Source organism: Vibrio sp. 2433-A1, assembly GCF_056726085.1.
The window spans coordinates 76637-102680 of the sequence record NZ_JBRESC010000001.1 but is presented as its reverse complement, the minus strand read 5'-3'; the positions used below and the strand labels follow the sequence as shown (position 1 = coordinate 102680).

The 26044-nt window shown below is 44.2% G+C and carries 18 protein-coding genes; 13 read left to right on the top strand and 5 right to left on the bottom strand.

Annotated features, from left to right (window positions below; all coding sequences use genetic code 11):
- The first annotated feature begins 5 nt into the window (after positions 1-5).
- The 10 genes from ACU01J_RS00395 (at position 6) to ACU01J_RS00350 (ending at position 13444) form a co-directional block, all read left to right on the top strand.
- Entirely contained in the window at positions 6-1580 is a 1575-nt protein-coding gene (locus ACU01J_RS00395; protein WP_481083932.1) for a type I restriction-modification system subunit M, read from the top strand.
- 12 nt (positions 1581-1592) lie between these two features.
- The gene (locus ACU01J_RS00390) at positions 1593-2861 is read left to right on the top strand and encodes a restriction endonuclease subunit S (RefSeq protein ID WP_481083931.1); all 1269 of its coding nucleotides are present in this window, start codon (positions 1593-1595) and stop codon (positions 2859-2861) included.
- A gap of 75 nt (positions 2862-2936) precedes the next feature.
- Positions 2937-3293, top strand: coding sequence for a four helix bundle protein (locus ACU01J_RS00385; RefSeq protein WP_481083930.1), 357 nt, complete (start codon positions 2937-2939; stop codon positions 3291-3293).
- A gap of 42 nt (positions 3294-3335) precedes the next feature.
- Positions 3336-6266 (top strand): type I restriction endonuclease subunit R, encoded by a 2931-nt coding sequence (locus ACU01J_RS00380; protein WP_481083929.1) that lies wholly within the window; start codon positions 3336-3338, stop codon positions 6264-6266.
- A gap of 486 nt (positions 6267-6752) precedes the next feature.
- On the top strand, positions 6753-8384 hold the full coding sequence (locus ACU01J_RS00375) for an ABC transporter substrate-binding protein (RefSeq protein ID WP_481083928.1): 1632 nt from the start codon (positions 6753-6755) through the stop codon (positions 8382-8384).
- Between the two features lie 92 nt (positions 8385-8476).
- Positions 8477-9400, top strand: coding sequence for an oligopeptide ABC transporter permease OppB (gene oppB / locus ACU01J_RS00370; protein ID WP_481083927.1), 924 nt, complete (start codon positions 8477-8479; stop codon positions 9398-9400).
- A gap of 12 nt (positions 9401-9412) precedes the next feature.
- Positions 9413-10315, top strand: coding sequence for an oligopeptide ABC transporter permease OppC (gene oppC, locus ACU01J_RS00365; protein ID WP_481083926.1), 903 nt, complete (start codon positions 9413-9415; stop codon positions 10313-10315).
- Positions 10316-10344: 29 nt separating this feature from the next.
- Positions 10345-11316, top strand: coding sequence for an oligopeptide ABC transporter ATP-binding protein OppD (oppD, locus tag ACU01J_RS00360; protein ID WP_481083925.1), 972 nt, complete (start codon positions 10345-10347; stop codon positions 11314-11316).
- Positions 11313-12308 carry a murein tripeptide/oligopeptide ABC transporter ATP binding protein OppF gene (gene oppF, locus ACU01J_RS00355; RefSeq protein WP_481083924.1) on the top strand — a complete coding sequence of 332 codons (996 nt, stop codon included), beginning with the start codon at positions 11313-11315 and terminating at the stop codon, positions 12306-12308. Before oppD ends, oppF begins: the two co-directional genes overlap by 4 nt.
- 191 nt (positions 12309-12499) lie before the next feature.
- On the top strand, positions 12500-13444 hold the full coding sequence (locus ACU01J_RS00350) for a glutathione S-transferase family protein (protein ID WP_481083923.1): 945 nt from the start codon (positions 12500-12502) through the stop codon (positions 13442-13444).
- 68 nt (positions 13445-13512) lie between these two features.
- Here ACU01J_RS00350 and pta read toward each other — a convergent pair whose 3' ends face one another.
- Both pta and ACU01J_RS00340 read right to left on the bottom strand, forming a co-directional pair.
- Entirely contained in the window at positions 13513-15678 is a 2166-nt protein-coding gene (gene pta, locus ACU01J_RS00345; protein ID WP_481083922.1) for a phosphate acetyltransferase, read from the bottom strand.
- Positions 15679-15801: 123 nt separating this feature from the next.
- A complete protein-coding gene (locus ACU01J_RS00340) occupies positions 15802-16998 on the bottom strand; it encodes an acetate kinase (protein ID WP_481083921.1) in 1197 nt (398 codons plus the stop codon).
- Between the two features lie 361 nt (positions 16999-17359).
- On the opposite strand from ACU01J_RS00340, the gene yfbV reads away from it, so the two are divergent.
- Positions 17360-17812: a terminus macrodomain insulation protein YfbV gene (gene yfbV / locus ACU01J_RS00335; RefSeq protein WP_004414497.1), complete on the top strand. Its 453-nt coding sequence runs from the start codon at positions 17360-17362 to the stop codon at positions 17810-17812.
- 153 nt (positions 17813-17965) lie between these two features.
- On the opposite strand, the gene ald is transcribed toward yfbV, so the two are convergent.
- Positions 17966-19090: an alanine dehydrogenase gene (ald, locus tag ACU01J_RS00330; RefSeq protein WP_481083920.1), complete on the bottom strand. Its 1125-nt coding sequence runs from the start codon at positions 19088-19090 to the stop codon at positions 17966-17968.
- A gap of 174 nt (positions 19091-19264) precedes the next feature.
- Between ald and lrp the strand changes: the two genes are divergently transcribed.
- Both lrp and ACU01J_RS00320 read left to right on the top strand, forming a co-directional pair.
- A complete protein-coding gene (lrp, locus tag ACU01J_RS00325; RefSeq protein WP_004414493.1) occupies positions 19265-19759 on the top strand; it encodes a leucine-responsive transcriptional regulator Lrp in 495 nt (164 codons plus the stop codon).
- Positions 19760-19941: 182 nt separating this feature from the next.
- Entirely contained in the window at positions 19942-22965 is a 3024-nt protein-coding gene (locus ACU01J_RS00320) for a DNA translocase FtsK 4TM domain-containing protein (RefSeq protein WP_481083919.1), read from the top strand.
- A gap of 239 nt (positions 22966-23204) precedes the next feature.
- Here ACU01J_RS00320 and dsbB read toward each other — a convergent pair whose 3' ends face one another.
- Together dsbB and nhaB are read right to left on the bottom strand one after the other, a co-directional pair.
- Positions 23205-23723 carry a disulfide bond formation protein DsbB gene (gene dsbB / locus ACU01J_RS00315; RefSeq protein ID WP_481083918.1) on the bottom strand — a complete coding sequence of 173 codons (519 nt, stop codon included), beginning with the start codon at positions 23721-23723 and terminating at the stop codon, positions 23205-23207.
- Positions 23724-23815: 92 nt separating this feature from the next.
- A complete protein-coding gene (gene nhaB / locus ACU01J_RS00310; RefSeq protein ID WP_481083917.1) occupies positions 23816-25405 on the bottom strand; it encodes a Na(+)/H(+) antiporter NhaB in 1590 nt (529 codons plus the stop codon).
- Positions 25406-26044 lie beyond the last annotated feature (639 nt).

The window sequence follows — 26044 nt, the reverse complement described above, 5'->3', positions numbered from 1 at the left end:
AAACCATGGTTCAGCAACATCAACAACAGCTGCAAAAACAGCTCTGGAACATTGCCAACACCCTACGTGGCAATATGTCGGCCGACGACTTTCGTGACTACATTCTGGGGCTTATCTTCTACAAGTATCTCTCAGACAAGCTAAACCGCTACTGTGATGAACTACTTGCTGAAGATGGCATTACTTTTGTTACTGTTGGCGTTGATGCTGCTGATGATAAAGATCTGCTCAATGACTTGCGTGAAGAGTGTGTTGAAAACCTAGGCTACTTTATTGCGCCTAAGCAGCTTTTCTCTAGCCTAGCGGAGCGTGGTCAAAAACAAGAGTTTATTATCGATGAGCTTGATCGCACTCTTGCTGATATTGAACAATCCACCACTGCGGCGGACTCTGCTGATGACTTCAATGGTTTGTTTGAAGAGTTAGACCTTAACTCAAGCAAATTAGGTAAAAATCCAGACGCACGTAATAAGCTCATCAGTCAGGTTTTGGTTCACCTAGATAACATCGACTTCCACCTAGAGAATACCGAGATTGATCTGCTTGGCGATGCCTACGAATACCTTATTGGTCAGTTTGCCTCTGGTGCGGGTAAAAAGGCGGGTGAGTTCTATACCCCGCAACAGGTCAGTAAGATTCTCGCTAAGCTTGTTAGCTTAGATGGCAACGTAAAGTCCGTCTACGACCCTACTTGTGGTTCAGGTTCATTGCTACTGCGTGTTGCTCGTGAAGTGGGTAGCCCTGATTTGTCTGCAAGTGGAAGCCTTGAGTTTTGTGGTCAGGAGCAAAACCCAAGCACTTATAACCTCGCTCGTATGAACATGCTGATGCACGGCGTGCGCTACGATAAGTTCGACATTAAAAACGATGACACCTTAGAGCACCCAATGCACCTAGATAAGCGTTTTGATGCGGTAGTAGCGAACCCTCCGTTTTCAGCGAATTGGAGTGCTAATGAGCTGCACTTAAACAGTGAACGCTTCGCTGATTACGGCAAGCTTGCGCCTAAATCGAAAGCGGACTTTGCTTTTGTGCTTCACATGATCCACCAATTGAATGAAACGGGCACACTAGCGGTGGTTGTCCCTCACGGCATCCTATTCCGTGGTGCGGCAGAAGGACATATCCGTAAGCACCTTATAGAGAAAAAGAACTACCTAGATGCTGTGATAGGCTTACCTGCGGGTATCTTCTTCGGTACAGGCATCCCGACTTGTATTCTTGTGTTCAAGAAGACCAGAAAACATGCTGACAACGTGCTGTTTATCGACGCTTCTAACCACTTCGAAAAAGGCAAAGCGCAAAACTACCTTCGTGATGAAGACGTTGAGCGCATCATTGAAGCTTACAGTAAACGTGAATCCGTCGAAAAGTTTGCTCATGTTGCCAAGCTAAGTGAAATCGAAGAAAACGACTACAACCTCAACATTCCTCGCTACGTGGATACTTTCGAAGAAGAAGAGCCTGTTGATCTGGATGCGGTGGCGGCTGACCTTGTTGAGTTAGAAACCAAGTTGCACTCAGTTGACGCTGATATTGCGGAGTTCTGTTCGCAGCTCAATATCAAAGCGCCGTTCTAAGGTAGGTATGTTATGACAGAACAAATGAATGTACCGAAACTTAGGTTTTGTGATTTTGATGGTAGCTGGCACCATTATTCAATCAAAGAAACAATTTCAGCTCTTATCGACTGTGAGCATAAGACTGCTCCATATGTCGATGCACAAGATTACATGGTAGTAAGAACCAACAATATAAAAAATGGTTCGCTTCTTATGGATGACATGAAATACACCTCAAAGGAAGGCTTTGAAGAGTGGACGAAACGGGCAGTTCCTTCTTATGGTGATATTCTGTTTACAAGGGAAGCCCCTGCTGGCGAAAGTTGCCTAGTACCAAAAAACTCTAGGTTGTGCTTAGGGCAACGCATGGTGTTACTTCAGATCGATCAGTCTGTTATGAATTCAATGTTTATAAGCCAGCTTCTATTGAGTCCTAAAGTACAAAATACTATTAACTCGTATTGTATTGGCTCTACAGTGACTAGAATCAATATTGCAGACATTAATCGCATTGACTTTGATATCCCAGCTCTCCTAGAACAACAAAAAATCGCCTCGTTTTTATCAAAGGTCGATGAGAAGATTGCCTTACTCACAAAGAAAAAAGACAAGCTCACCGAGTACAAAAAAGGTGTGATGCAACAGTTGTTTAGTGGAGAGGTGAAAGTTGATAGTGGAAAGTTAACCTTCATCCCCCCCACACTGCGCTTCAAAGCAGATGACGGTAGCGAGTTTCCTGATTGGGAAGAGAAGAAGTTGGGTGATGTAAACTCAATTATGGGAGGCGGCACTCCAAGTACAGCGGATGAAAGCCTATGGGGTGGAAACATTCAATGGTTCACACCTACTGAATTGAAAACCAAGTACGTAAGTGTAAGTAAAAGAACCATTACAGACAAAGGTTTAAGTAATTCATCGGCTAAAATTCTCCCGAAAGGTACAGTTTTGTTTTCAAGTCGTGCAACTGTTGGGGATGTGAGTATTGCTCAACAAGAATGTACAACAAACCAAGGTTTCCAGTCATTCAACGGCAAGCCAAAGAAAGCGAATAATGAATTTACCTACTATTGGGTTAGTTCTCATAAGAACGAGTTTCTTCGTAGAGCCTCAGGTTCAACTTTTCTTGAGATAAGCAAAAGTGAGATATCAAAAGTGTCTATTTGTCTTCCGTCATTTGATGAACAAATCAAAATCGCAAACTTCCTATCCGCTATCGACCAGAAAGTCGACTTAACCAACTCTGAGCTTGAGAAAGCTAAAGAGTGGAAGAGAGGGTTATTACAACAAATGTTCGTTTAGTTAATTGAAAATGGAGAGTGGACAGTTGACAGTGTCGTTATCAACTATCAACTATCAACTCACGCAAGGTTTTCCATGGACGGAGCAATAAAAACAAAGTCATACAATTTTTCACTGCGTATCATTAAGTTGTATCAGTTTCTACAAAGTGAAAATCGCGAATATGTACTTTCCAAGCAATTACTGAGAAGTGGTACATCCATTGGTGCTTTAGTACGAGAAGCGGAACACGCACAATCAAAAGCCGATTTTATCAATAAGATGAACATCGCTTTAAAAGAAGCGAATGAAACGGTTTATTGGCTTGAGTTACTTAGAGATTCCAAATATATCTCACAAAAACAAGCCGATTCCATTATTCCAGATAGCATTGAACTGCTGAAACTTTTAATCAGCATAGTAAAAACCAGCAAACAAAACTTAAACAAGTAGCACTCTTAGCTATCAATTTTCAACCATCAGTTATCAACTATTATGAGCACACAATCAGAAGCACAACTTGAAAAAGAGCTAATCGATCAGCTTGTCGCTGCCGATTTCAAACCTGTCGATATTGGCAATGCAGAGGCGTTAAAAGCGAATCTCAAAACTCAGCTTGAGAAAGCCAATGGCGTAACGCTAACCAAGCGTGAGTTTGAAAGTGTGCTCATTAAGCTTGAAAAGGGCAACATCTTCGATAAATCCAAGCGCTTGAAAGGCAAGGTGGATGTCACTCGAGAAGACGGCACCACAGATTACCTGACTCTGTTATTTGATGATGCGAAGAAAAACTTATTCCAAGTCACCAACCAGATCACCATTCACGGCACGTACGAGAACCGCTACGATGTGACTATCTTGGTCAATGGCTTACCGCTGATTCAAATTGAACTCAAACGCCGTGGCATTGAGCTGGCAGAAGCATTCAACCAGATTAAGCGTTACGACAAACATACCTATGGTGCGCAAGGCGGGCTGTTCAATTATGTGCAGTTGTTTGTTATCTCTAATGGTGTTAACACCAAATACTTCTCCAACAATCGTGAGCTGTCATTTAAGCAGACCTTCCACTGGACGGATGTTGAGAACAACAAGATTAACTCACTGCCTCAGTTTGCTGATGCTTTCTTAAATCAACCGCACCTGACTAAGATGCTCAGTCGCTACATCGTACAGAACGAATCAGGAAAGTTCTTGATGGTGCTTCGCCCATACCAATTCTATGCGGTAGAAGCGATCGTTAATCAGGTTAAAAGCAATAATCAAGATCAAGGAAAGAATAACCATGGTTACATTTGGCACACGACAGGCAGTGGTAAGACGCTGACCAGCTTCAAAACCGCTCAGATCCTCTCCACGCTTGAAGATGTAGACAGAGTGGTATTCGTGGTTGACCGCAAAGACCTCGATTATCAAACCGCTAAAGAGTTTGATGCGTTTTTAAGAGGCAGTGTTGATAGCACAGGGGATACTAAAAGCTTACTTAACCAGTTCTTAGGTAGTCGACCAGTTACGAAAAAAGCAGCTAATGATGATGGTAAGTTGCAGCAAGTGGCAGAGTATGCGCCAATCTACAGTAGCAAAGTCAATCGCATCAACAAACTAACCATTACTACAATTCAAAAGCTTAATAACCTAATCACCAAACCTCGCTTTAAAGGACAGGTTGAGCACTTACGCCAAGAACGGGTGGTGTTTATTTTTGATGAATGCCATCGCAGTCAATTTGGCGAAACGCACCAAAATATCGTCGACTTCTTCGAGAAGGCACAACTGTTTGGTTTTACGGGCACGCCAATCTTTGCCGACAATGCGACAGCGAAGAAGGTCGAGGGTAAGGGAACCCAAAAGCGCACCACAAAAGATCTGTTTGGTGAACGCCTGCATAGTTATGTGATTGTGGATGCGATCAAAGATGACAACGTACTTCCATTTGCGATTGAGTATTACGGCAAGCTAAAACATAGAAACGATGGCATGGATGTCGATGTAAGTAGTATCGATGTCGCCGAGTTTTTTAGCTCTCCAAAGCGCATTAAACAAGTATGTGAGCACATCATTGGTATCCACGCTCACAAGACCAAACGTAAGTTTAATGCCATGCTGTGTGTGGCAAGTGTGCCTGATCTCATCACTTACTATGATACCTTCAAAGCACTCAAAGAAGAGGGCAAACACAAGCTCAATATCGGCACCATCTTTAGCTACGGTGTAAATGAGGAAGAAGAGTTTGAAGGCGAGGCCAATGTCAAAGGTTTAGCGGAAGCCAATGCCAAAGTGCATAGTCGAGACAAGCTAGATGCTTACATCGAAGACTACAATCAGCAGTTTGGTACCAGTTACTCAACCCAAGATACCGACAGTTTCTACAACTACTACAAGGATCTATCGAACCGTACCAAGAACGGTGAAGTGGATATCTTGCTGGTGGTGAATATGTTCCTTACAGGTTTCGATGCACCCGGCTTAAACACTATCTATGTCGATAAAAACCTTAAGTACCATGGCTTGGTACAAGCCTTCTCCCGTACTAACCGCCTAAACGGCACTGTGAAGTCGCATGGTAACGTTATGTGCTACCGCAATCTTAAACCGCAAGCGGACGAGGCGTTTACGCTGTTCTCAAACAAGCAGCCAATCGAGGTTATTGAAGTACCAGATCTTAACGGGCTAACTGAGGACTTTGCTAAAGCACTGGAAGCGTTAAAAACGATCGTACCAGAACATCAAGATGTGGATGGCCTTCCAGACGAGGATGCTCAAGCAGGCTTTATTAAGCAGTTCCGTATCTTGATGCGCTTGAAGAACCAGCTAGAGACATTTAGCGACTTTGACATTGAAACACTTGGTATATCTGAGCAAGAGTTCGTTGACTACGCCTCTAAATACAGCGATCTAGCCCGTGAACTCAAGAAAGGACCTGCTGATAAAGAGTCTATCTTAGCGGACATCGATTTCGAGCTAGAGCTACTGCAAAGAGATGAAGTGAATGTTGGCTACATTCGTCACTTGTTAATGACGATGATCGAAGAGCCTTGTGATGAAGCCAAAGAGAAAAAGCGCCAAGTTATTGCTAACTTGCTGGCGACTGAACCGACCTTGTATAGCAAACGCTCCCTCATCGAAGATTTTATCAATAAGAGTATGCAAGGCTTAGTGCAAGGTGCTGAGTTTGATGAGTTCATTGAAGAGCAGAAGCAAAAACAGCTAAATCAAATCGCAGCGGAAGAGCAGCTAGACGCAGACAAGTTTAGCGCCATGGTGACGAGCATTGAAAACGGTATGAGTGTAGACAGCTTGAAGTCTGACGATATCGCACAGCTCACTACCGAAAAGATGACGTTTAGAACGCGACGTACCATTCTTCCTCGCATCACTGAACGATTAAAAAGCTTCGTTGAAACCTTTATTGAAGGGTTTCATTGATTGCTTAAACCATACTGTTCATTTCAATGCAGCCAGCCAACCAGGTTTTGTTGCAGAAAGTGTGCTTTAGATACGACCTTAACTCCCTTTTGTAAAGAGAAGAACTACCCCTGATAACAGTGCGTTATTGGTTGTGGCTGTTGTTGGTGGGTTTGGTTATTTGTTTACTGAATATTGCCGATATGTTGCTAATTTGAGTAAAAGCACTTCAAACTATGTCTTTGGTTTTTTTGTGAATTTTTAAACTGCAAATGCAATTTTTTGCAGTCTCTTTTGCTAATATGTTGGTACTTTTGGCGAATTATACGATTTTTTGCTACATATATATGGCAAATTACTTCAATGGTTGATAATGTGTGCCGCAGTCTTTGTAAGGTTTTAGTTTTTTATACTCAAAAAAGTGTACGAAACAATATTAAAACACTGGCCGTTCCAGTCCCTTACAAAGAAGTCATGGATGCTAATAAAAAACTTGGAGTTTTACGCATGTATAAGAACAAAATCACTCAAGCCCTTCTTCTAGGTGCTGGTCTAGCCGTTGCAGCGACTTCAACTGCAACAATTGCTGCACAAGTTCCTGCCGGAACTAAACTTGCTGCTAAACAAGAAATCGTACGTGGTAATGGTACTGAAGTTGCTTCAATCGATCCTCAAAAAACAGAGGGCGTGCCAGAATCTAACGTTATACGTGACCTATTTGAAGGTTTGGTTAACCAAGACGGTAACGGTAAGATCGTTCCTGGGGTTGCTGAAAGCTGGGAAACAAAAGATAACAAGACGTTCATCTTCCACCTAAGAGATACCGCTAAATGGTCAAATGGCGATCCAGTAACCGCAGAAGACTTTGTTTACAGCTTCCAGCGTGCTGCAGATCCTAAAACGGCTTCACCATATGCGTGGTACATTGAAATGACCACAATGGATAATGCAGCTGATATCATTGCAGGGAAAAAAGATAAGTCGACTCTAGGTGTGAAAGCGTTAGATGCTCATACTCTAGAAATCAACTTAGAGCGTCCTGTACCATACTTCGTTAAAATGATGGCTCACACAACAGTGAAACCTGTGCATAAAGCAACGGTTGAAAAGTGGGGCGATCAGTGGACAAAACCTGAACATTTTGTTGGCAACGGTGCGTACACGCTGAAGAGCTGGGTTGTTAACGAGCGTATGGTGATGGCTCGTAGCAATACTTACTGGGATAACGAACATACTGTTATCAACCAAGTTACGTATTTGCCGATTGAGAATCAGGTTTCTGAAATGAACCGTTTCTTGTCTGGTGAGATCCAAATTACTAACGAGCTTCCACTAGAGCACTTCAAACGTTTGAAGAAAGAGCATCCTGAATCAGTAAGTGTACACGGTAACCTATGTACATATTACTACGGCTTTAACAATCAGCGTGCACCATTTAATGATGTTCGTGTTCGTAAAGCACTCTCTTATGCAATCGATCGTAATATCATCACAGATGCAATTTTGGGCCAAGGTCAAAAGCCTGCTTACTTCCTAACACCTGAAATTGTTGAAGGCTTCAGCCCAACGCTACCAGATTACGCGAATATGTCTCATGATGAGCGTATTGCAAAAGCGAAAGAACTGCTAGCGGAAGCGGGTTACGATAAAGATCACCCATTAAACTTCAGCCTTCTGTACAACACATCTGAAAACCATAAGAAGCTTGCAACGGCTATCCAATCAATGTGGAAACGTAACTTAGGCGTGAATATTACTCTTGAAAACCAAGAGTGGAAAACGTTCCTAGATACGCGTCGCCAAGGTAATTACGATGTGACTCGCGCGGGTTGGTGTGGTGACTACAACGAAGCCTCTACCTTCTTGTCGTTAATGCAGTCAAATAACAGCTCGAATGACCAAAAATATAATAGTGCAGAATATGATAAAACAATGTCTGATGCACTAGGTGCAACTTCAGACGAAGCTCGTTCTAAGCTATACACGAAAGCAGAAACTATTCTTGCGCGTGATATGCCTATTGCACCTATTTATCAATACGTAATTTCTAGACTAGTTTCACCAACAGTTGGTGGCTTCCCAGAAAATAACGCACAAGATCAGATCTACACTAAAGATCTGTACATTAAAGCAAAATAATTAACATATATATTGCTTAAATCTAGCTGAGCTTTAGGTGTCTTACCTAAAGCTTAGCTTTCTAATTCCTGTCACAGAACGAAATAAGTCCAATGTTAAAATTTATCTTCAAAAGGGTATTGGAAGCGATTCCTACGCTACTCGTGTTGATCACAGTGTCGTTCTTTTTGATGCGTTTCGCACCCGGAAACCCATTTTCAAGTGAACGTGCACTTGCCCCTCAAGTGCTAGAAAATATCAATGCAAAATATGGCTTAGATAAGCCAGTATTTGAACAATATACGACCTACCTTACCAATATTCTTCATGGTGATTTTGGTCCCTCTTTTAAGTACAAAGACTATACAGTTAATGAATTGATCAATAGTGCATTACCTGTATCGGTAAAAGTGGGTTTTGCAGCCTTTATATTCACCGTAATTTTTGGTGTATTAATAGGTACCATAGCAGCACTGAAACAAAATAGTTGGCTCGATTACTCGATAATGTCGATCGCTATGATTGGGGTTGTTATGCCTTCCTTTGTTCTTGCCCCAGTTCTTATTTACATATTTGCGATTAATTTGGAATGGCTTCCTGCGGGTGGCTGGTTAGATGGTTCGTTCCAATATATGGCACTCCCTGTGCTAGCTATGTCTTTACTCTATATTGCGACCTTCGCTCGTATTACGCGTGGTTCGATGATCGAGACACTCAATAGTAACTTTATCCGTACGGCTCGTGCTAAGGGCTTAAGTTACCGCTATATCATTATCAAGCATGCACTTAAACCTGCATTACTTCCTGTTGTTTCCTATATGGGACCTGCATTCGTGGGGATCATCACAGGTTCGGTTGTTATCGAAACGATTTTTGGCCTTCCGGGTATCGGTAAGCTGTTTGTAAATGCAGCGTTTAACCGAGATTACTCACTGGTCATGGGTGTGACTATTCTCATTGGCTTCTTGTTCATTCTGTTTAATGCGATTGTAGATATTCTACTCGCAATGATTGACCCGAAAATTCGCTACCAATAGGAACTCCTGGCTATGTTAACAAAAAAAGAAAATTTAGACGCGCTAGAGAAGTTCTCTGAAAATCTAGAAATTGAAGGGCGTAGTCTTTGGCAAGATGCTCGCATCCGCTTCATGCGAAATAAAGCTGCGATGGTAAGTCTCTTTATTCTGACTTTAATGGTATTGGCCGTTATTTTCTTGCCGATGCTTTCATCATACACATTCGATGAAACAGATTGGTACTCCATGCATGCGGCACCGTCGATGGAACATTTATTTGGTACGGATGCGTTGGGACGAGATCTTTACGTGCGCACATTAGTTGGTGGCCGTATTTCACTGATGGTGGGTGTGTTAGGTGCGTTGGTAGCGGTAGTGATTGGTACGCTTTATGGTGCTGCATCAGGTTTTATTGGCGGTAAAGTAGACCGCGTAATGATGCGTATACTAGAGATCCTTTACGCAGTACCGTTCATGTTCCTAGTTATCGTACTGGTGACTTTCTTCGGCCGTAATATCATTCTGATTTTCGTTGCTATCGGTGCGATCGCATGGCTTGATATGGCACGTATTGTACGTGGCCAAACGTTGAGTTTACGCAGTAAAGAGTTTATTGAAGCAGCGCATGTTTGTGGTGTGAGCAATTGGAAAATCATCACTCGCCACATTGTGCCGAACGTACTAGGTATTGTCGCTGTATACTCTACACTTCTGATCCCTAGCATGATTTTGACCGAATCATTCTTATCATTCCTTGGTCTTGGTGTTCAGGAACCAATGACAAGTTGGGGCGCACTTCTACAAGAAGGTGCTCAGACAATGGAAGTGGCAATCTGGCAGCTCGCATTCCCTGCAGCGTTCATGGTTGTGACTCTATTCTGCTTCAACTACGTTGGTGACGGTCTGCGCGATGCGCTTGATCCTAAAGACAGATAATTAAAAATAGAAAGATTAAGGAAGCAACGATGAGCTTATTAGATGTCAAAGATCTGCGCGTCGAATTTACCACGCAAGATGGTATCGTAACCGCAGTAAACGATTTGAATTTCTCTCTGAACCAAGGTGAAACACTCGGTATCGTAGGTGAGTCAGGTTCAGGTAAATCACAAACAGTATTCTCAATCATGGGTCTACTGGCGAAAAACGGCATTATTTCAGGTAGTGCGAAATTTGAAGGTCGAGAAATTCTTAACCTTCCAGAAAAAGAGTTGAACAAGGTTCGTGCAGAGCAGATCGCGATGATCTTCCAAGACCCGATGACCTCTCTTAACCCATACATGAAAGTGAGTGATCAGCTGATGGAAGTGCTGATGCTACACAAAGGTATGGGCAAAGCAGAAGCGTTTGAAGAGTCTGTACGCATGCTTGAAGCGGTTAAAATTCCAGAAGCTCGCAAACGTATCACTATGTACCCGCATGAGTTCTCAGGCGGTATGCGTCAACGTGTTATGATCGCAATGGCGTTGCTATGTCGTCCTAAACTTCTGATTGCAGACGAACCAACTACAGCTCTTGATGTTACGGTTCAGGCACAGATCATGGACCTTTTGAACGAGCTTAAGTCTGAGTTTAATACTGCAATCATTATGATCACACACGACCTTGGCGTTGTTGCGGGTTCATGTGACAAAGTACTTGTGATGTATGCAGGTCGTACCATGGAGTACGGTACTGTTGATGAAATCTTTTACAATCCAAGCCACCCATACGCGGAAGGTCTACTTAAAGCGATTCCTCGCCTTGATACTGAAGGTGAAATCCTACCAACTATTCCGGGTAATCCACCGAACTTACTGCGCTTACCACCAGGCTGTCCTTATCAGGAACGTTGCCACCGCGTAATGGATCGTTGTAAGCAAGAAGCACCAATCTTGACACCATTTGCCGATGGCCGTCAGCGTGCATGTTTTTCTGAATGGGAGACTTGGAAAAAATGAGTGTAGAAGGTAAGAACCTAATCTTAGACGTAAAAGACCTTAAAGTTCACTTTAGTATTGCGTCAAAATCCGCTTGGCCATGGTCAAAGCCTGCAAATCTTAAAGCAGTCGATGGTGTTAACGTTCGTCTATACGAAGGTGAAACACTGGGCGTAGTAGGGGAGTCTGGTTGTGGTAAATCAACGTTTGCTCGAGCGATCATCGGTTTGGTCGAAGCGACAGACGGCGATGTCATGTGGTTAGGTCAAGACCTAACTAAGATGAAAGAAGTTCAGCGCCGTGAAACGCGTAAAGAAATTCAGATGATCTTCCAAGACCCACTTGCATCACTCAACCCACGTATGACCGTCGGTGACATCATTGCTGAGCCTTTGGAGACTTTCTACCCAGAGCTTTCGAAGCAAGAAGTGAAAGATCGTGTTAAAGAGATGATGGCGAAAGTAGGTCTACTGCCGAATGTTATCAACCGTTACCCACACGAGTTCTCAGGCGGTCAATGTCAGCGTATTGGTATCGCGCGTGCTCTTATTCTAAAGCCAAAGATGATTATCTGTGATGAGCCAGTATCAGCACTTGATGTGTCGATTCAGGCTCAGGTAGTCAACCTTTTGAAAGAGCTACAAAAAGAGCTTGGTCTTTCGTTGGTGTTTATCGCGCACGACCTGTCGGTAGTGAAGCATATTTCTGACCGTGTATTGGTCATGTACCTTGGTAATGCGGTTGAGTTAGGTGAAGCCGATGCACTATTTGCTGACCCGAAGCACCCGTATACGCGAGCGCTAATGTCAGCAGTGCCGATTCCTGATCCTAAGCTAGAGCGCAGCAAAAAGATTGAAATGCTAGAAGGTGATCTGCCATCACCAATCAGCCCACCATCAGGTTGTGTGTTCCGTACACGTTGTCCGCAAGCGACAGAGACTTGTGCTCAGACTAAGCCGCGTATTGAGGGCAACGATGTCCACGCTGTTTCTTGTCTGCATGTTAGCGTTTAATCGCGAAGTCATAATTTAGCCTGTGACGGGCTTAAGCGCGGCATCTTTCGGGAGTCGCGCTTTTTTCATCTCTCAATATCGTAGACTGCTATCTTCGAAATATTCGAACAACTAAGCCAAGCTATTCTACTCTTCTTATCGTCAGCATTTTTTATACTAACTTCATTAGGATACTGGCTTAGGAGATGATCATGGGTAAATTAGTTAAAGGCGTTTGGCATGACGTTTGGTACGACACAAAATCTAACAACGGTAAGTTTGTTCGCGAAGATGCGGGTTTTCGAGATTGGATTGAGAATAAACCAGAGGCAAAATTTCAGCCCGAATCAGGCCGCTATCACTTATACGTCTCCCTAGCATGTCCTTGGGCGCACCGGACGTTGATTTTCCGCAAACTGAAAGGATTAGAGCCTCATATTGATGTGACAGTCGTCTGCCCTGACATGATGAATGAAGGTTGGCAGATGGGGCTGCCAGAGCCGCTGTTTGGCCACATGCGCCTGCATCAGATTTACACTCAAGCAAAACCTGATTACAGCGGTCGTGTGACCGTTCCTGTATTATGGGATAAGAAACTCAACACAATTGTGAGTAATGAATCTTCAGAAATCATTCGCATGTTTAACTCTGAGTTTAATGATCTTACTGGTAATACCGATGATTATTATCCTCAGGCTGATCGAGAAATGATTGATGAGTGGAATGCGTATATTTACCCCCACGTGAATAACGGTGTTTATCGCTGCGGGTTTGCAACGACGCAAGAGGCTTATGAAGAAGCGTATCATCAACTGTTTGAGTCGCTAGACAGATTGGATGATCATCTAGCGAAAAGCCGCTACCTTGTTGGTGACAGCATTACTGAAGCCGACTGGCGCTTGTTTACTACATTGATTCGCTTTGATGCGGTGTATGTAGGTCACTTTAAGTGTAATAAAAAACGTATTGCTGACTATCAACACTTGAACGGCTACATGAAAGAGCTGTATCAGGTGCCGGGAGTCAGTGAGACCACAGACTTTTATCACATCAAACGTCACTACTATTACAGCCACACAGGCATTAACCCTACTCAGGTTATTCCGCTTGGGCCAGAGTTGGATTTGGACTCTAGCCATGGGCGCGAGAAGCTCTAATTTTATTGGCGCACATAAAAGAAAACCCTCGCATCTGCGAGGGTTTGTCATTTCAGAAAAGCGTTAAATTAATTAACTACTTTTTCTTCCGCTTGAGCCGCTTGGTCTGCTTGGATAGCAGTTAGCGCAACAGTGTATACGATGTCGTCGACTAGAGCGCCGCGAGACAGGTCGTTTACTGGCTTACGCATACCTTGAAGCATTGGACCGATAGAGACTAGATCTGCCGAGCGCTGTACCGCTTTGTAAGTCGTGTTACCAGTGTTTAGGTCTGGGAATACGAATACAGTTGCTTTACCTGCTACAGGAGAGTTAGGCGCTTTAGAAGCGGCTACGTTTTCCATGATCGCTGCGTCGTACTGTAGAGGGCCGTCGATCACTAGATCTGGACGTTTCTCTTGAGCTATCTTAGTCGCTTCACGTACTTTATCTACGTCTGCACCCTTACCAGATTCACCAGTAGAGTATGAGATCATAGCAACGCGAGGGTCGATACCGAATGCCGCAGCAGAATCTGCAGATTGGATAGCGATTTCAGCTAGCTGTTCAGCGGTTGGATCTGGGTTGATCGCACAGTCACCGTAAACCAATACTTGGTCAGGCAGTAGCATGAAGAAGACAGAAGATACGATAGACGCATCAGGTGCAGTCTTGATGATTTGGAACGGAGGAACGATAGTGTTCGCCGTTGTGTGAACAGCACCAGAAACTAGGCCGTCAACTTCGTCGTTCTCAAGCATCATTGTGCCAAGGAATACTGAATCTTGTAGTTTCTCGCGAGCAACAACTTCAGTCATACCTTTCGCGCCACGTAGTTCAACTAGGCGAGCAACGTAGTTTTCACGCACTTCATCAGAGTTGATGATAGTTACGCCAGCACCTAGCTCAACACCTTGCTGCGCTGCAACACGTTTGATCTCTTCTGGGTTACCTAGAAGCACACATTCAGCGATACCACGCTCAGCACAGATAGCCGCAGCTTTAACTGTACGAGGTTCATCACCTTCAGGAAGAACGATACGTTTACCTGCTTTACGAGCGAACTCAGTTAGTTGGTAACGGAATGCTGGAGGGCTTAGGCGACGAGACTTCTGAGTACCCTCAGTCATAGACTCGATCCAGTTACCATCGATGTTGCCGGCAACGTGCTCATTAATGAACTCGATACGCTCTTTATCGTCGGCAGGTACTTCGATAGAGAAGCTCTGTAGGTTTAGAGACGTCTGCCAAGTGTTACCTTGTGCTTTGAAGATCGGTAGACCTGAATCAAATGCTGGCTTACATAGGCCTGTGATTTCTTCGGGAATGTCGTAACCGCCAGTTAGAAGTACTGCACCGATTTCAACACCGTTCATTGCAGCTAGTGCCGCAGCAACGATTACGTCTGGGCGGTCTGCTGAAGTCACAAGTAGAGAACCAGGCTTGAAGTGCTCAATCATGTTTGGCAGAGAACGTGCACAGAACGTGATGCTCTTAATACGACGAGTATTGATGTCACCAGCGTTGATAATATCAGCGTTTAGGTGCTCAGCCATGTCGATTGCGCGCGTTGCGATTAGGTCGATACTCCATGGCACACAACCTAGTACACGAATTGGAGAAGTGTTGAAGATTTCCATCACTTTCATTTCGTTTTGCTTCGCGCTATCTGCATCATCAAAGATTTCAGATAGGTCAGGGCGAGTACGGCCAGCTTCATCAACAGGTGCGTTTAGCTTGTTGATGATAACGCCAGAGATGTTTTTGTTCTTAGTACCGCCGAAGTTAGAACATGCTACTTCGATACGCTCTTTAAGCTGCGCAGGGTTATCTGTGCCAGGCGTTGCAACAAGTACGATCTCTGCACCAAGTGTCGCTGCGATTTCAGCGTTTACCTGGTTAGCGAATGGATGTTTACGAGTCGGTACAAGACCTTCGATTAGCGTTACGTCAGCATCTTTGTTGATTTGGTTGTAACGCTCAACCACTGTTTCTAGCAGCTCATCCATGTTGTCGTTACCGATTAGGCTTTCAGCAACAGACATCGCAAGAGGTTGGCCGATCTTCACATCGCTGTTTGTACCAACGATAGTTGAAGTTAGATCAGGTTGATCGCCGCCAGAACGTGGCTGACAGATTGGCTTGTAAAAAGAAACTTTAACGCCCTTGCGCTCCATTGCGCGAAGAACACCCATGCTTACGCTAGTAAGACCAACACCAGCACTTGCAGGGATAAGCATAATAGTACGAGACATTCGTAGAGTACCTATAGCTATTGGGGGATAAAAGCTCAACTATTATTCCTTGTACTGCAAAGAATAGGAGTTGAGCCCCAGAATAAGAAAACCGGCTGCTTATTTAGCAGCCGGTTAAGTCAATTAAAGACCTGCTAGGCGTGCAGTGTCTTCAGCGATAACTAGCTCTTCGTTAGTAGAGATAACCATTGCTGGGATGCGGCTGTTTGCAGTAGTGATAGTACCTTCGCCGCCGAAACGTGCTTTAAGGTTAGCTTCACCATCTACTTCGATACCGAAGATACCTAGGCGGTTAAGAACCATTTCACGGATAGGGCCAGAGTTTTCGCCGATACCACCAGTGAAAGTGATTGCGTCTAGACGGCCTTCAAGAGTCGCTGTGTAACCTGCAACGTACTTAGCTAGACGGTGACAGAACACGTCCATTGCACGAGTTGCTTCTTCTTTCTCACCGTAGTTGTCTTCAACGAAACGACAGTCAGAAGTCACTTCAGTTAGACCAGCAAGACCAGACTCTTTAGTTAGCATGTTGTTGATTTCTTCAACAGAGTAGCCTAGAGCGTCATGTAGGTGGAAAATGATTGCAGGATCTAGGTCACCACAACGAGTGCCCATTACAAGACCTTCAAGAGGAGTAAGACCCATAGAAGTATCTACAGATTGACCGTTCTTGATTGCACATACAGAAGCACCGTTACCTAGGTGACAGTTGATGATGTTAACTTCTTCTACTGGCTTATCTAGTAGTTTAGCCACTTCACGAGTGATGAATAGGTGAGAAGTACCATGCATGCCGTAACGACGAATGCCGTGCTCTTTGTACAGGTTGTACGGTAGAGCGTATAGGTAAGACTCAGAAGGCATTGTTTGGTGGAACGCAGTGTCAAATACCGCCACGTTTTGTAGACCAGGGAAGTTTACTTTAGCTGCTTCGATACCGATTAGGTGAGCTGGGTTATGAAGAGGTGCGAAAGTCGCAGCGTCTTGAATACCCTTAAGTACTTCATCTGTGATTAGTGCAGATGAAGTGAACTGCTCGCCGCCGTGTACGATACGGTGGCCGATTGCACCAAGGTTAGCTTTAAGCTCAGGCTTAGAAGCAAGAATAGTTTCTACCATGAAAGATAGTGCTTCTACGTGAGCAGCGCCCGCGCCTAGTTGTGCTTCGTGCTTGCCGTCAAGTTTCCATTTAATACGAGCTTCTGGAAGACTTAGACACTCAGCAAGACCAGTTAGGTGCTCTGCACCTGTTTCTGCATCAACTACAGCGAATTTAAGAGAAGAACTACCGCAGTTTAAAACTAAAACTAGCTTAGACATTAATGACTACCTGTTAATTTTTTCTGATCGAAATCAGTAAGGGTGAAAATTAATCTCAAGAATAGACGAAGCAGAAGAAGCTGCGTACTAATCTTGGTCAAAAAAACTTCGAATTCCGTATATAAAGATAGTGGCGATCTAGCTCACCACTCTTGCATCCGCTGCAGAAAGGTCTCAGAGTTGCTTAAATTGTAAATAACAGCAACAATGAGATTGTGGGTCCGCAAAGAATAACGATAATAGACAATGATAACAAAAAAAAATTGAAAGAATATTAACTTTTATCAATTTTTTCTTTGTTTAGTTGAATCTTTCAACTAAATTTTAATCGAAGGATCCGATGTTGAAGTGAGAGAGCCTTATGAGCAATAAAGTCGGTTTAGTTCACAGCCTACGTGACGGACAAAAATACATGGACATTTGGCCAATGCGAAAAGAGCTGAATATGCTGTTTCCAGAGCAGCGTATTATCAAGGCTACGCGTTTTGGCGTAAAAGTGATGCCAGCGATAGCCGCAATCAGTGTATTGACACAAATGGCATTCAATAATTATCAGTCTATGCCTCAAGCTGTCATCATCGCGCTTTTCGCTATCAGCATGCCGATTCAAGGTATGTGGTGGTTAGGCAATCGCGCTAATACACAACTACCTCCAGCGCTTGCGGGTTGGTACCGTGAAATCTATCAGAAAATTGCAGAAAGCGGGTTTGCTCTAGAACCAATGAAATCGCGCCCACGCTATAAAGAGCTCGCAAAAATACTGAATCGCGCATTTCACCAACTTGATAAGAGTGCGCTAGAGCGCTGGTTCTAAGATAAGCGACGAGCTGCGAGTTTCTAGTGAAAAGTGTTGGCATAGCAAATGATGTGTCAACAATTGCTCGTCACTCGTCACTCGTCACTCACCACTCAAACTAAAAAACGCCCACCGAAGTGAGCGCTTTCTTTTATCTAACACGATTCAACATTAGTTGAACATCGCAATCGCGTCTGCTGGTGCAACGTATTCAAGATCGAAGCTTTCAGCAACTTCTTTACACGTTACTTTACCGTGGATAACGTTTAGACCTTCTAGGAAGCCTTTATCTGAAAGTAGTGCTTCGCGGTAACCTTTGTTTGCTAGCTTAACAATGTAAGGAAGTGTTGCATTGTTTAGAGCGAATGTGGATGTGCGAGCAACAGCACCTGGCATGTTTGCAACACAGTAGTGCACAACGTCGTCAACGATATACGTTGGGTCTGCGTGTGTTGTAGCGTGTGATGTTTCGAAACAACCGCCTTGGTCGATAGCAACGTCAACAACTGCTGCACCTGGCTTCATCTTAGCGATGTGCTCTTTTGTTACTAGCTTAGGCGCTGCAGCACCTGGGATTAGTACCGCACCAATTACTAGGTCTGCTTCTAGAACGTGCTTCTCAATAGCGTCTTCTGTAGAGTAAACCACTTTGGCACGACCTTGGAACTCTTCATCTAGGCGACGTAGTGTATCAACATTACGATCAAGGATAGTTACGTCTGCACGAAGGCCAACAGCCATACGTGCTGCATTAGCACCAACAACACCACCGCCGACAACGACGACTTTTGCTGGCTCAACGCCTGGAACACCACCAAGTAGAAGACCACGACCACCGTGAGATTTCTCTAAAGTTTGTGCACCTGCTTGAATAGACATGCGACCTGCTACCTCAGACATTGGAGCAAGTAGTGGCAAGCGACCCATATTATCTGTTACAGTCTCATATGCTATACAGACAGCTTTGCTCTTGATTAGCTCATCAGTTTGTGGAAAATCTGGTGCTAGGTGCAAATAAGTAAATAAAATTTGCCCTTCTCGTAGCATAGCGCGCTCGACAGCTTGAGGTTCTTTAACCTTTACAATCATTTCTGCTTTCGCGAAAACGTCAGCAGCGGTAGGAAGAATGGATGCGCCTACAGCGATGTAATCATCGTCTGAAAAACCGATGCCTGAACCGGCATTAGTTTCAACAAAAACTTGGTGACCTTGAGACACTAGCTCGCGAACGCTCGCTGGGATCATGCCAACACGGTATTCGTGGTTTTTGATTTCCTTAGGTACGCCAATGATCATCCTGACTCCTCATTTTATTTTGGTTGTATAAACTATAGTAGTTGTATTAACTGTGTGTAGGGTAATTCTGTCGAATTAATATCTAGTATAGATACGATTGAATAAAATTTGATACTGAATATTAAAAAGTTGTAGTATATTTTTTTGCAAGGAAGTAATAAGGTGGAATAAAAAATGGCAGACAACAATAAAAAGCCGTCCAAGGATCTTGACCGTATCGATCGCAACATTCTAAATGAGTTGCAGAAAGATGGTCGTATTTCGAATGTAGAGTTGTCTAAACGTGTGGGGCTTTCGCCTACACCATGTTTGGAACGTGTGCGCCGATTAGAGCGCCAGGGGTACATTACAGGTTATACAGCGTTGCTGAACCCGCAGTACCTTGATGCTTCACTACTAGTATTTGTTGAAATTACGTTAAATCGTGGTGCTCCTGATGTATTTGAGCAATTTAACACGGCAGTACAAAAGTTAGACGACATCCAAGAGTGTCATCTAGTTTCTGGTGATTTCGACTACCTATTAAAAACTCGTGTATCTGATATGAGTGCTTACCGTAAGCTGCTCGGTGACACGCTATTGCGTCTACCCGGTGTTAATGACACACGTACTTACGTAGTTATGGAAGAAGTGAAGCAAACTAACCAATTGGTGATCAAAACTCGATAACTTCGAGTGGGTATTGAGTTAAACTCTTAATTGCTTTCTTTATTCTGACTTTAAGCAATTGGGTTTTTGCCCCTGATATGGTTAAATCGATAGTCCGAGTAGCGGTGCTGCTCGGGCTATTTTATTTTTTGCCGAAACGAATCTTTCGAACTCGGTTTTATGCTACGTAGATAAAGTTGGTTATGTTTAAAGAGACCAAAAATAAAGTCCAAACAATTATTAAAACGGGTGATGACTCCTCACTTTCTCGTCTGAGTGGACCTCAGCGTCTTCAAGAATGTAGTCTGATTGTTATAGTTTTAGCGTCGATATTGCTTTCAGTAGCACTTATCACTTTTAATGCCGCCGATCCTTCGTGGTCTCAAACTGCGTGGGGGGGAGAGATCCACAATGCTGGTGGCTTAGCAGGAGCTTGGCTCGCTGACACTCTCTTTTTTACCTTTGGCTCTCTTGCTTACGCTCTACCTTTTGTGATTACTGGTACCGCATGGGTTATATTACGTAAGCGCGGTGAAGATGAACCTGTCGATTTGATGCTGTGGGGTACACGACTGCTGGGTTTAACGATTGTTATTTTGACCAGTTGCGGACTTGCTGACATTAACTTTGATGACATTTGGTATTTTTCATCAGGTGGTGTGATTGGTGATGTACTCACAAGCTTAGCTTTACCAACTTTAAATATCCTCGGCACCACATTAGTCTTCCTATTTTTATTGGGAGCAGGCTTCACCTTACTGACGGGTATTTCTTGGCTATCTATTGTTGATTGGCTAGGTGAGAAGACCATTAATTTGTTTACTGGGCTTGTTAACCGTATTCGTGGCCGAAAAGATGAAACCCTAGAAGCTGAGTTAAATGATTATGAGCAAGAGATTACGCCTGCCCGCTCAGAATCAGCGCGTGAAGAGCCAACGGTATCATTAACGCAAGATCTTGTAGAACCAGCTCCGGAGCCACGTCGATTCAATATTCATATGCCTGAATCTCAAGAAGCCGAGCCTAAGCCAGTTCAACCAGAACCCGTGAATGAAGCGCAGCAACCTGTTCCTGAACGCATTGAGCCAGTCGCGCCACAGAGCGCGTATACTCAGGTGGAATCAGTACAACCAATTGCGCCTGTTCAACCAGTTGTGAGTGATGAGCCTCAAGTGGAGCGTTCTAAACAACTTGGCGCGACAATTGAAGAGCTGGAGCAAGCAGCACAATACGCCGATGACTTTGTTGAACCCGCTCAAGCTGCAAGTGTCGCAACAGCAACGATGACAGCGACCGCAACGGCTGACATACATACGCCGGAAATTGCGACGCCGTATGAGCAAGAAACCCCAGCGATTGTTGATGTTGAACCAGTAGTCGAAACGACTCCTGTATATGAAGCGGCAGAAGAAGTTCCTAGCTCAGAGTTACCTTGGGATGAGAGTATCGTTGATGAAAACATTGCCCAGCCAAGTATCACAACGTCCGAACTTGATCAAATCTCTACTGAGATTGAGCCGCTCGAGCGTTATCAAGAGCCAATGATTTCATCGTTCGATGTTGTAGAAGAAGCACAAATTGAACCTTTAGAACAATATCAATCTCAGCAGCTTCCAGAAGATGAAGATGCTGCTGCGCTTAACAATATGGTTGCTGAGGCTCAGGCCAAAGTGGCTGCGCAGCAAAATCCATTCCTTGTACAGCAGGAGCCAAATCTACCTAAGCCAGCAGAGCCGATGCCGACGCTAGAGCTTCTTTATCATCCAGAAAAGCGTGACAATTTTATCGATCGTGATGCATTAGAAAATATTGCGCGATTGGTTGAAGCCAAATTAGCTGACTACAAGATTAAAGCGGAAGTGGTCGACATCTTCCCTGGGCCTGTTATTACACGATTTGAGCTAGACCTAGCTCCTGGGGTTAAAGTGAGTCGTATTTCGGGCCTTTCTATGGACTTAGCTCGCTCGCTATCGGCGATGGCTGTGCGCGTTGTTGAAGTTATTCCGGGTAAGCCATACGTGGGCTTGGAATTACCAAACATGAGTCGTCAGACGGTATTTTTCTCTGATGTTGTCGGTAGTCAGCAGTTTATTGAAGCTAAATCGCCAACGACGGTTGTCCTTGGTCAGGATATCGCTGGTGAAGCGGTTATTGCTGATCTCTCCAAGATGCCGCACGTGTTAGTCGCGGGTACAACAGGTTCTGGTAAGTCTGTTGGTGTAAACGTAATGATCCTGAGTATGCTCTACAAAGCGACGCCGGAAGATGTACGTTTCATCATGATTGACCCGAAAATGTTGGAACTGTCGATTTATGAGGGGATTCCTCACCTTCTTTCTGAAGTAGTAACGGATATGAAAGATGCATCAAACGCACTGCGTTGGTGTGTGGGTGAAATGGAGCGCCGCTATAAGCTGATGTCTGCACTTGGTGTACGTAACATCAAAGGCTTTAACGATAAGCTTAAGATGGCGGCAGAAGCGGGGCACCCTATCCATGATCCGCTATGGCAGCCGGGCGACAGTATGGATGAGCATCCGCCGCTGCTAGAGAAACTGCCTTACATTGTGGTTATCGTCGATGAATTCGCTGACTTGATGATGGTTGTTGGTAAGAAGGTTGAAGAGTTGATAGCACGCTTAGCGCAAAAAGCGCGTGCGGCAGGTATTCACTTAATTCTAGCGACTCAGCGACCTTCGGTAGACGTTATTACTGGTTTAATTAAAGCTAACATCCCAACTCGTGTCGCGTTTACCGTTTCGACTAAGACCGACTCGCGTACTATTCTTGATCAAGGTGGTGCTGAATCGCTGTTGGGTATGGGTGATATGCTCTACCTACCACCGGGCTCAAGCCATACCGTTCGTGTTCATGGTGCGTTTGCTTCTGATGATGATGTTCACGCGGTGGTTAACAACTGGAAAGCGCGCGGTAAGCCGAATTATATCGATGAAATCACCAATGGTGACCAAGGGCCTGAAGCGTTACTCCCAGGCGAAAAACCGGAAGGCGAAGAGGAGATGGATCCACTGTTTGACCAAGTGGTTGAGCATGTTGTCCAGTCTCGCCGTGGTTCGGTCTCTGGTGTTCAGCGCCGCTTTAAGATTGGTTACAACCGCGCAGCACGTATCGTTGAGCAGCTCGAAGCTCAAGGCATTGTGAGTGCACCAGGCCATAACGGTAACCGTGAAGTACTAGCTCCTGCGCCTGGTCGTGAGATGAACTAAGTACTGTTATTGGATGAATCAAAAAGGGTTAGCAATTGCGCTAACCCTTTTTTATGTGTAGCTTGAGTGAAGCAGCATCATTCCACAGAGTGACGTAGGAGCGAGTAGGGAATCTCTAAAAGTAACCTGCTCGCTTTAAGAGGTCCTTTATACATTCCTCGTTGTAAGTATGACCGCACGTTTAAAGAAAAAGGGCTGATACACACGCATCAGCCCTTTGTTGTTCTCTAACCTTGCACTTATTTGTTCTTAGCAAATTGCGCTATCACAATCACGCCAAGCGCAATTAGGTTAGCCGAAAAAATAACCACTAGCCATTGAGGCATAGATAACGTTAGGAACTGCCAAACCACTTTGCTGCAATCACCGTACGCTTCAAACATCCACGGAACCCATTGGTTTAATGGTGCCCAGTCAGGGAAGGTGACAAACAGGTCACAAGTAGCGAATGGTGATGGGTTGAACTGGTAATCGACGTGTTGCATGGCAAGAGCTAAACCTTTGTATGCACTAGCCCCCCACGCAGCTAAACCTAGCCAACGTATTACAGGGTTGTTCGGTGCGATTAAGCCAAGCAGTGCAGCACCGCCAACACCAAGCATTGCCACGCGCTCATAAATACACATCACGCAAGGTGATAGCATCATAACGTGTTGAAAGAACAGTGCACAGGATTCAAAGAATACGACGAAGAGGAGTAGCAACAACCATGAGAGTCGTCCTTGAGAGAAAGTTTTGATTGCAGAAAGTATATTCACACAGGCGTCCTAAGAAATAAAAGCTCTGAGTTATCAGAGCTTTTTATAATGGAAAAGTTTCAGTATCAACTAAAAATTGTAGCTTGAGCTATCTAGTGACCGTTAGATAGCGTTTGTATACCTTCATCCACGACTCTAGTGATCCAACCGGCTTCATGAAACCATGCTGTCATCGGCTCGACGAAGAATACGATACCGATTAGGCCAACCAATGCTAAGACGATAGTGTAAGGCAGTGCCATGACAACCATACGACCATAAGAGAGGCGAATTAGCGGAGCAAGAGCTGACGTTAGTAGAAACAGGAATGCTGCCTGTCCGTTTGGTGTTGCAACTGATGGTAGGTTAGTACCTGTGTTGATGGCTACGGCAAGAAGGTCAAACTGATCACGACTAATCACACCGTCTATTAACGCTGACTTAACTTCATTAATGTATACCGTACCAACAAACACGTTATCCGATACCATTGAAAGAACACCATTTGCGACATAGAACAGAGCTAGCTGGGTGCTCTTGTCTTCAACCGCTAGTACGGCATCGATAACTGGCTTAAATAGCTGTTGGTCTATAATTACTGCGACCACAGCGAAAAATACAGCGAGTAGAGCGGTAAATGGCAATGCCTCTTCGAACGCTTTACCCATAGAGTGTTCTTCAATGACACCGGTAAATGCCGTTGCAAGAATAATAACAGATAGACCGATAAGACCAACTGCCGCTAGGTGAAGGGCTAAGCCAACGATTAGCCAAACAGCGATGATACCTTGCACCCACAGTTTTGCTACGTCTTGCTTAGTGCGTGTCTTACGTTCTTCGCGGTCAAAATCAACAAGGATCTGACGCACGTTTTCAGGCAGTCGAGCACCGTAACCGAAGACTTTCAGTTTTTCGACAACCACACAGGTAATAAGACCGCAAACGAATACCGGCGCCGTTATCGGAAGCATACGGATGATGAATTCGCCAAATTGCCAGCCAGCTTGGTCTGCAATGATAAGGTTTTGTGGTTCACCTACCATCGTCATTACACCACCTAGGGCGGTACCTACACCAGCGTGCATTAGTAGCGAGCGTAGGAATGCTCGGTAGTTTTCAAGGTCGTCACGAGTTAGTTCTGAAAGGTGATCATCTTGAGTATGATCGTGCGATGCATGTGGGCCTTGGCCTGATGCAACTTTGTGGTAAATCGCGTAGAAGCCCACAGCAACACTGATAACAACAGCGATAACGGTTAGGGCATCAAGGAATGCAGAAAGGAATGCTGCCGCAAAACAAAAAGCTAGCGAGAGCATGCTCTTAGAACGAATGCCGAGCAATATCTTAGTAAAGATAAATAGCAGCAGTTGCTTCATAAAGTAAATGCCGGCGACCATGAATACTAGTAATAAAAGTACTTCAATATTGGCAACAAGTTCATGTTTAACTTGATCAGCACTGGTCATGCCGATTGCGATCGCTTCGATGGCGAGTAAGCCACCAGGCTGCAGAGGGTAACATTTTAGCGCCATTGCTAGAGTAAAGATAAACTCAGCGACGAGTAGCCAACCGGCTACAAAAGGGTCAACCAAAAAGAAGACAATTGGGTTGATAATTAGAAAAGAAATGATGGCAACTTTATACCAATCTGGAGCTTTACCAAGAAAGTTCTTAATAAATGCATTTCCGAGTGACATCGGCATGATCTAGATACTCTTAATGTTGTTATGAATAGACACTGCGCGTGCTTGAATCCATTAACCGAAAATTTTGGAACTTCCAACGTCGGGCTATCGGCTAGCCTGCAGGAAATGAACCAGATTCAACAGTGACTTAGCAAAACAACATTGCATTAGCGATCATGTGGCCTTGTCAAGTCACTCCCTGAGAAAGACAAGCACTCCTTACTTTGGCCGCCACTCTACTCTTCAACAAAATTTAGTCAACGATAAACTGGATGTTGTGATTTTATAAAGCGACTTTTGTTGAAAAACGCGATCAAAGTGGCGTAAATTTATCATAAGAGTTGTGAAAAACAATGGTTAATGTCGGCTGGGCATTGAAAGCTTAGAATAAGAAAGAATATGTAATTATATTGCATTAAAATGGCAGTTTTTTTTTGCAATTTTATAAACTCAGCTTTTGCGCATAACCCTAAATAGGGTGGGGTGTGTCGTGTGTTGGTGATTTGTTAAACTTTATTGTGGAACTATTTCATCGGTCATTATGGATGGGTAAATGTGATTTAAATTTAGAGTTTTGGCTCCAATGGTGTTTTGTGCCATGTTTCCTGTGTGTCGGTTTCCGATATCGCATAACTAGTGGTATGATGAGTTAATTAG